The sequence below is a fragment of the Falsiroseomonas oryzae genome (assembly GCF_027856955.1).
GTDB lineage: Bacteria > Pseudomonadota > Alphaproteobacteria > Acetobacterales > Acetobacteraceae > Falsiroseomonas > Falsiroseomonas oryzae.
In genome coordinates this window covers 1-6872 of record NZ_JAPSMD010000292.1, presented here as the reverse complement: position 1 = coordinate 6872, position 6872 = coordinate 1, and the positions used below count along the sequence as shown (strand labels likewise).

7 protein-coding genes are annotated in these 6872 nt (G+C 72.2%); 2 read left to right on the top strand and 5 right to left on the bottom strand.

The window, feature by feature from the left end; translation table 11 throughout:
• The 4 genes from OZN99_RS22005 to OZN99_RS21990 form a co-directional block, all read right to left on the bottom strand.
• A partial coding sequence (locus OZN99_RS22005; RefSeq protein ID WP_270937399.1) for a phosphotransferase family protein occupies positions 1-568 on the bottom strand: 568 nt, incomplete at its 3' end.
• Positions 561-1766, bottom strand: coding sequence for an acyl-CoA dehydrogenase family protein (locus OZN99_RS22000; RefSeq protein WP_270937398.1), 1206 nt, complete (start codon positions 1764-1766; stop codon positions 561-563). The genes OZN99_RS22000 and OZN99_RS22005, both read right to left, overlap by 8 nt.
• A 10-nt stretch (positions 1767-1776) precedes the next feature.
• Positions 1777-2538: an SDR family NAD(P)-dependent oxidoreductase gene (locus OZN99_RS21995; RefSeq protein ID WP_270937397.1), complete on the bottom strand. Its 762-nt coding sequence runs from the start codon at positions 2536-2538 to the stop codon at positions 1777-1779.
• Positions 2539-2571: 33 nt separating this feature from the next.
• Positions 2572-3624 carry an alpha/beta hydrolase family protein gene (locus OZN99_RS21990; protein WP_270937396.1) on the bottom strand — a complete coding sequence of 351 codons (1053 nt, stop codon included), beginning with the start codon at positions 3622-3624 and terminating at the stop codon, positions 2572-2574.
• Between the two features lie 201 nt (positions 3625-3825).
• Here OZN99_RS21990 and OZN99_RS21985 point away from each other — a divergent pair, with 201 nt between their 5' ends.
• Positions 3826-4797, top strand: a complete 972-nt coding sequence (locus OZN99_RS21985; protein WP_270937395.1) for a calcium-binding protein — start codon at positions 3826-3828, stop codon at positions 4795-4797.
• 43 nt (positions 4798-4840) lie between these two features.
• Here OZN99_RS21985 and OZN99_RS21980 read toward each other — a convergent pair whose 3' ends face one another.
• Positions 4841-5818 (bottom strand): Bug family tripartite tricarboxylate transporter substrate binding protein, encoded by a 978-nt coding sequence (locus tag OZN99_RS21980; RefSeq protein ID WP_270937394.1) that lies wholly within the window; start codon positions 5816-5818, stop codon positions 4841-4843.
• A 219-nt stretch (positions 5819-6037) separates the two neighbouring features.
• On the opposite strand from OZN99_RS21980, the gene OZN99_RS21975 reads away from it, so the two are divergent.
• Positions 6038-6872: LysR family transcriptional regulator (locus OZN99_RS21975; RefSeq protein WP_270937393.1), on the top strand; the 835-nt coding region annotated here is incomplete at its 3' end.

The window sequence follows — 6872 nt, the reverse complement described above, 5'->3', positions numbered from 1 at the left end:
CGGCGCGCAGGCCCCATTCGATGACGGGACGCGGCGTGCCGGCGGCGTCCAGCCGCGCGCGCATCGTCGCGATGGCGGCGCGTCCGGCATCGGCCGGCGGCTCGCCCAGGAAGTGCAGGTCGGCGCGCGGCGGACGGATGCGGTGGATGCGGGCGAGTTCGCGCCCCAGCGCCTCTGCCAGCCTCTCCCGCCCCCCGCCCAGCGTCGCGTCCTTCACCACGCGCGGGCCCAGCGCGGTGCCCGCGACGCGGCGCATGACGAAGAAGGGCGCGCCAACCACGGCTGCGTCCTCGCAGAGGAACAGCGGCTCCGGCACGGTCACGCCGGCATCCCAGGCGGCACGCAGCAGTGCGTATTCGGCGGTACGCGGCAGGCTGACGGCGAGGGTCGCGGCGCTGTCCGTCCGCAGCACCCAGTGCTGCGCCGTGCCGCCGGTCTCGACATCCAGCGCCCAGTTCTGCTGGATCGCCCCACCGGAGAGCTTGCGCGCGGCGACGACGCGCAGGCCGGCATCGCCCGCGGCGCCGGCCAGCCAGTCGCGCAGCCGCGAAAGCTGCTCGTCAGTCACGCTGGCCCCACTGGAAGAAGCGCTCGCCCTCGCGGCGGAGGAAGTTCGCGATCACCATCCGATGCACCTCGCTCGCGCCATCCACCAGGCGTGCCTGGCGGGCGTAGCGGTACATCCACTCCACCGGAGTGTCCTTGGAATAGCCGCGCGCACCGAGCAGTTGCAGGGACGTGTCCACCGCCTTGTGCAGCGCGTCGGCCACGACGATCTTCGCCATCGAGACCTCCTTCCGCGCGAAGCCGCCCTGGTCCAGCACCCAGGCGGCCTTCATCGTCAGCAGGCGACCGATCTCCAGCTCCATCGCGGCCTGGCCGATCAGGCCCTGCACGCTCTCGCGGTCGATCAGCTTCATGCCGAAGCTGTCGCGCACCTTGATCCGCTCCATCGCAATCTCGAGCGCGCGGCGCCCCATGCCCAGCCAGCGCATGCAATGCGTGAGGCGCGCGGTGCCGAGCCGGATCTGCGTCAGCTTCAGCCCGTCGCCGACATTCATCAGGATGTTCTCGTCCGGGATCTCCAGCCCATCGAAGCGCAGCTCGCAATGGCCGCCATGCTCCTCGGGCCCCATGATCGGGATGCGGCGCACGATCTCCCAGCCAGGCTGGTCGGCATGGAACAGGAAGGCCGTCAGCCCCTTGCGCTCGTCGTCGCTGGTGCGGGCGATGAGGATGAAGTGCTTCGCCTCCCCCGCGCCGGTGATGTAGTGCTTGCGGCCGGTGATGCGCCAGCGGTCGTTGCCCACGCGCTCGGCGCGCGTATAGGTCAGGCCGGGGTCGCTGCCGCAGCCATCGGGCTCCGTCATGGCGAAGGCGGACTGCACGGCGCCGTCCACGATGGGCTGCAGCCAGCGAGCCTTCTGCGCCTCGGTCGCCACCTTCTCGAGCACGATCATGTTGCCGTCGTCCGGCGCCGCCGAATTGAACACGACGGGTCCGAAGATGGAGCGGTTCATCTCCTCGTAGCAGGCGGCCATGCCGATCACGGGCAGCCCGCCGCCGCCCCGGTGCTTCGGCATCTGCAGCGCCCAGAGCCCGGCCGCCTTCGCCTCCGCGCGCATCCGCTTCAGCAGTTCAGGATGGATGTTCTCGTGCTCGTCGTAGCTGGCGCGGTCGGCCTCGAGCGGGATCAGGCGCTCGTCCACGAAGGCGCGGACGCGGCGGCGGACATCCTCGATGTCCGGCGGCAGCGAGAAATCCATGGCGCTTGTCCTAGAGGCTGTTGACGGAGTGCCCGCCATCCACCGTGACGACGCTGCCGGTCATGTGCGCCCCGGCCTCGCTGGCCAGCAGCAGCAGCGGGCCCGTCAGGTCGTCCAGCGTGCCGAGCCGGCGCTGGGGGATGCGCTTGATCAGCGCAAGGCCGGCCTCCGTCTCGAAGAAGCCGCGGTTGATGTCGGTGGAGACATAGCCCGGCGCGATCGCGTTGACGCGGATGCGGTGCCGCGCGAGTTCGACCGACATCTGCCGCGTCAGGTGCACCAGCCCCGCCTTCGCGGCGGAGTAGCTCGACACGCCGGGGATCACGCGCGTCGCGAGGATCGACGCTATGTTGACGATCGCGCCCCCCTTCCCCGCCGCGACCATGCGCCGAGACGCCGCCTGCGCCATCACGAAGGCGCCGCGCAGGTCCACCGCCATCACGCGGTCCCAATCCTCTGCCGCGTGCTCCAGGAAGGGCTTCGTCGCGGCGATGCCGGCGTTGTTCACCAGCAAATCGCAGGTGCCGAAGCGCGCCTCCACCGCATCCAGCGCGGCGACGACGGAGGACGCATCGGTCACGTCCAACGCCACCGCCATGGCGCGGTCGCCGAGGGTCGCGGCATCCGCCGCGACGGTCTCGGGCTTCCGCGCAGCCAGCGCCACCTGCGCGCCCGCGCCGTGCAGCACGCGGGCGAAATGCCGGCCGAGGCCGCCGGAGGCGCCGGTCACCAGCGCCACGCGGCCCGCAAGGGAGAACAGGTCCTGCGTCATGCCGACGCAGCTATCCCCCCGCGGCGCGCAGCGTCAACGGTAGAGCCCGCGTCGCGCCAGCCAGTCCTGGATCACCTGCGCAACCTGATCGCTGTTGCGGTCCATCATGATCATGTGGCTGTTGCCGCGAATGCCGATCTCCGGCAGGTCCACCACGTCCACGCTGCCCCCGGCAGCGCGCACCTGCTCGGCGAAGCGCACGCCGTTGCCGCGGATGGTCGGCCAGCGGCTGTCCTGCGCGATGTAGTCGCCATAGACCATCAGGACGGGAATGTTCCGCAGCGCCGCAACCTTCGCCGGGTCGCCGACCGCCGCGGGCTCCACCAGCACCAGCGCACGCACCTTGTCCGGGCGTTCCTGCGCGGCACGCCAGCCGAACAGGCCGGCCTGGCTGTGCGCCACCACCACGGAGGGGCCGACGCGGTCGAGCAGCGCGAGATAGGCTTCCAGCGTCAGTTCGTCCGTCGTGGTGAAGCGCGGCACGATCTGGCGCATGAAGTTCAGGTAGCTCTCGCGCTCGGCCGGGAACTGGTTGCCCGGCAGCACCTCGTTGCGCTGGAAGCTGCCGGGCCCGGCACCGATCCGGAAGCGCTCGAAGGGATTGTCCACGGTCAGCGTCATCGCCTGGCCGCCGGTCTGCTCCGGGATCAGCGTCCAGCCGGAGCGACCGCGCTCCACCGCGTCGCTGACATAGACCGGCCAGCCGCGGCGCAGGAAGAAGTGCTGCCAGCCCTCGCGGCCGTCCGGCGTGGTCTCGTAGCTCACGCCCGACAGGCCGCCGCCATGCCAGAACAGGATCGGCGCCTGGCCGCGCGGATTGGCAGGGATCATGTACTGCGCGTACATCATGCCCATGATGTAGGTGCCGTTCGGATCGACGCGCGCCGGCACGCCGCCCGGGCTGAACAGCACCTCCCGCACGGGCTGGCCGGAGATCACCACCTCCCGCCCACCGGCATGGAAGCTGCCCCAGGATTGCAGGCTGACGGCATCCAGCGCGCCTTGCGGCGCGACCGGCTGCTGCTGTGCCGTCGCCGGCGCGGCGAGTGACGCGGCCAGGGCCGCGACCAGCATGGGTCTGCGCATCGAGTCCTCCCCCCAGGATCCTTCGCCGCAAGCTGACCAGGGTCACGCCGTGGGATCAAGGGCCGGCGCGACCGGACGCGAAACAGGACCGGCACGCATGCAAACTGTGTCGGCGTGAGCGAAGCGGTCCGCCTCGGCAGCGAAGCGTCCGTGACAGGACGTCGCCTTAACCCTCCCTGAGCCAAGCGAGAGGAGGACACCATGCGCGGCGCCGGCTTCCAGGACTTCCACCGGAGCTTCCAGGACGACGGCGTCGTCCTGCAGGATTTCCACTTTCAGGCATCCACGGCGCTGCCGGCGGTGCAGGTGGCGCCGCGCCTGCTGCTCGGCGACGGGCCCGTCGTGTTGAACCCCGTGCCCGTGGAACTGCCCGACTTCAGCGGCACCGCAGGCAACGACAGCTGGACCGGCGGTACGGCAGACGACTGGGCCAATGGCGGCGGCGGCAACGACCTGCTGAGCGGCGCCGCCGGCAACGACACCCTGAACGGCGAGGCCGGCAACGACAACCTCGGCGGCGGCGACGGGAACGATCTGCTGCGCGGCGGAGATGGCAACGACTGGCTGTACGGCGGCAATGGCGAGGACGCGCTGCACGGTGGCAACGGCGCCGATTCGATGGGCGGCGGGGCCGGCAACGACGTCATGGACGGTGGCGCAGGCAACGACACGGCGCGCGGCGGAGCGGGCCTGGATACCGTGGCGGGCGGCGCCGGGAACGACTGGATCGGCGGCGAGGACGGCGCCGACCAGCTCTGGGGCGGCGACGGCCACGACACCATCGAGGGTGGCCAGGGCGACGACCTGATCATCGGCGGGATGGGCGCGGACCTGCTGGCCGGCGGCGGCGGCGCCGACCGCTTCTGGTTCGGCAGCCTGGCCGAGAGCTCCGGCACGGCCTTCGGCACCAACGACGCCATCATCGACTTCCAGCCGATGATCGACAGGATCGACCTCTCGGCGCTCGACGCGAACGCCGTCGCCTCGGGCAACCAGGCCTTCACCTTTGTGGGCGAGAACTTCCTGGGGAACGGCCCCATCGGGCAGCTGCGCGCCTACCAGGCCGCCGGCATGACCTTCGTCGAGGCGGATGTCGATGGCGACCGGCAGTACGACTTCTCGCTGCTGCTGAGCAACGCGCCGCACGTCACGGCAGCGGACTTCATCCTGTGACGGCTCTGCCGCGCCCGGCAGCGGCCGGGCGCGGCAGAGCGGTTCAGTCCACGGTGATGCGCGCCTGGCGAACCACCTGCGCCCAGCGCTCGCGTTCCCAGCGGATCAACTCCGCGAAGCCGGCGCCGTCCAGCGCGGAGGGCTCCGCGCCCTCGTCGCGCAGGCGGCGCACCACCTCCGGATTGGCCAGCGCCTCGCGCATCGCGGCGAAGAGGCGAGCGCGGATCGGCTCCGGCGTCCCGCGCGGCACCAGCAGGCCGTACCAGGCGGTCGCCTTGTAGCCCGGCACCGTCTCGGCCACGGTCGGGATGTCGGGCAGGATCGTCATGCGGGTGTCGCCGGTGACGGCCAGCGGGCGCAGCTGTCCGCCCTGCAGCAGCCCGACCACGGAGGGCAGCGTGGTGATCATGAAGTGCAGGTGCCCGGCCACCACGTCGGTCAGCGCCGGCCCGGCGCCGCGGAACGGGACGTGCTCCGCCTCCAGCCCCGTCATCTGCAGCAGCAGCGCCGCCGCCAGGTGGCTCGCGGAGCCGTTGGACGCGCTGCCATAGGTGATGTTGCCGCGTGCCGCGCGGATCTCCTCCAGCAGCTCGCGCAGCGTGCGCGCGCGGGACTTCGGCCCGACCACGACGAGCAGCGGCGCATCGGCGACCAGCCCGATCGGCTCCAGCGCGCGCTCGGGATCGACGCGCATGTTGCGGAACAGCGAGACGTTCACGCTCATCGGGCCGTGGTTGCCCATCAGCACCGTGTAGCCGTCGGGCCGCGCCTGCGCCGCCGCTTCGGTCGCCAGGTTGCCGCCGGCGCCCGGTCGGTTCTCCACCACGACGGGCTGGCCCAGCACCGGCGACATCGCATTCGCCAGCGTGCGCGCGATCAGGTCGGTGCCGCCGCCCGGCGCGAAGGCGAGCAGGATGCGGATGGGACGATTGGGATAGGCAGCCTCGCCTTGCGCCATCGCGGTGCCCGGCGCGGCGGCCAGGGCGGGGATGGCGGCGAGCAGCATCCGGCGGTTCAGCATGGCGGGGCCTCCTGGCGTCGCGACTTCCGGAAGGCTCGACACAGGGCCGGGCGTCGCCCCGGCGCGCCACCCGCTGTTCGGGGCATTCGGCACGCGGACGGGCGGGAACTGCTGCGGGCGCTTCCTCGGGCGCCCCTATCGCGCAGGCGCGGCTGCCCGATAAGTGCAAAGATTGGCAGGATTGTTGCTGCGGCTGCAAGACTGCGCCACCTTGCCGCGATGGCGATCGACCTCGACCAGCTCCGCACCTTCGTCGCCGTCGCCGAGGCCGGCGGCCTGACCGCGGCGGCGGAGACGCTGCACCTCTCACTGCCCGCCATCTCCCGCCGGCTCAGCGCCCTGGAGGCCGAGCTCGGCGTCGCGCTGCTCACGCGCTCCACGCGCCGCGTCGCACTGACCCAGACCGGTCGGGAGTTCCTGCCACGCGCCCGCCGCCTGCTCGACGAGCTGGAGGAGAGCCTGCTCGGCATCCGCGAGACGGCGGCGCAGCGCCGCGGCCTCGTCACGATCGCCTGCATACCGACCGCGGCCTACTACTTCCTGCCCGCCACGCTGGCCGCCTTCGCCCGCCGATTCCCGGCCGTGCGGGTCCGCGCCATGGACCTCTCGGCGGAGGGCGTGATCGACGCCGTGGCGACGGCGGCCGCCGAGTTCGGCATCGGCATGGAAGGCGCCGCGCACCCCGAGGTGGTGTTCCACCCGCTGCGCCGCGACCCCTTCGTGCTGGCCTGCCGGCGCGACCATCCGCTGGCGCGGCGCCGCGTGGTGCGCTGGGCGGACCTGGCGGGGGAAAAGCTGGTCGGCGTCTCCCGCCGCTCCGGCAACCGGCTGATCCTGGATCGCGCCCTGCTGCCGCGCGGCATCCAGCCGGCCTGGCACTACGAGGCGGAGCACCTCTCGACCAGCCTCGGCCTGGTGGAGGCGGGACTTGGCGTGGCGGTGGTGCCGCGCCTCGCCCTGCCGCGGGAGCCGCACCCCGTGCTGGTGGCGCGCCCGCTGCGCGACCCGGCCGTGGACCGCGCGACCGGCCTGCTGCTGCGGCGCGGCGCCGAAC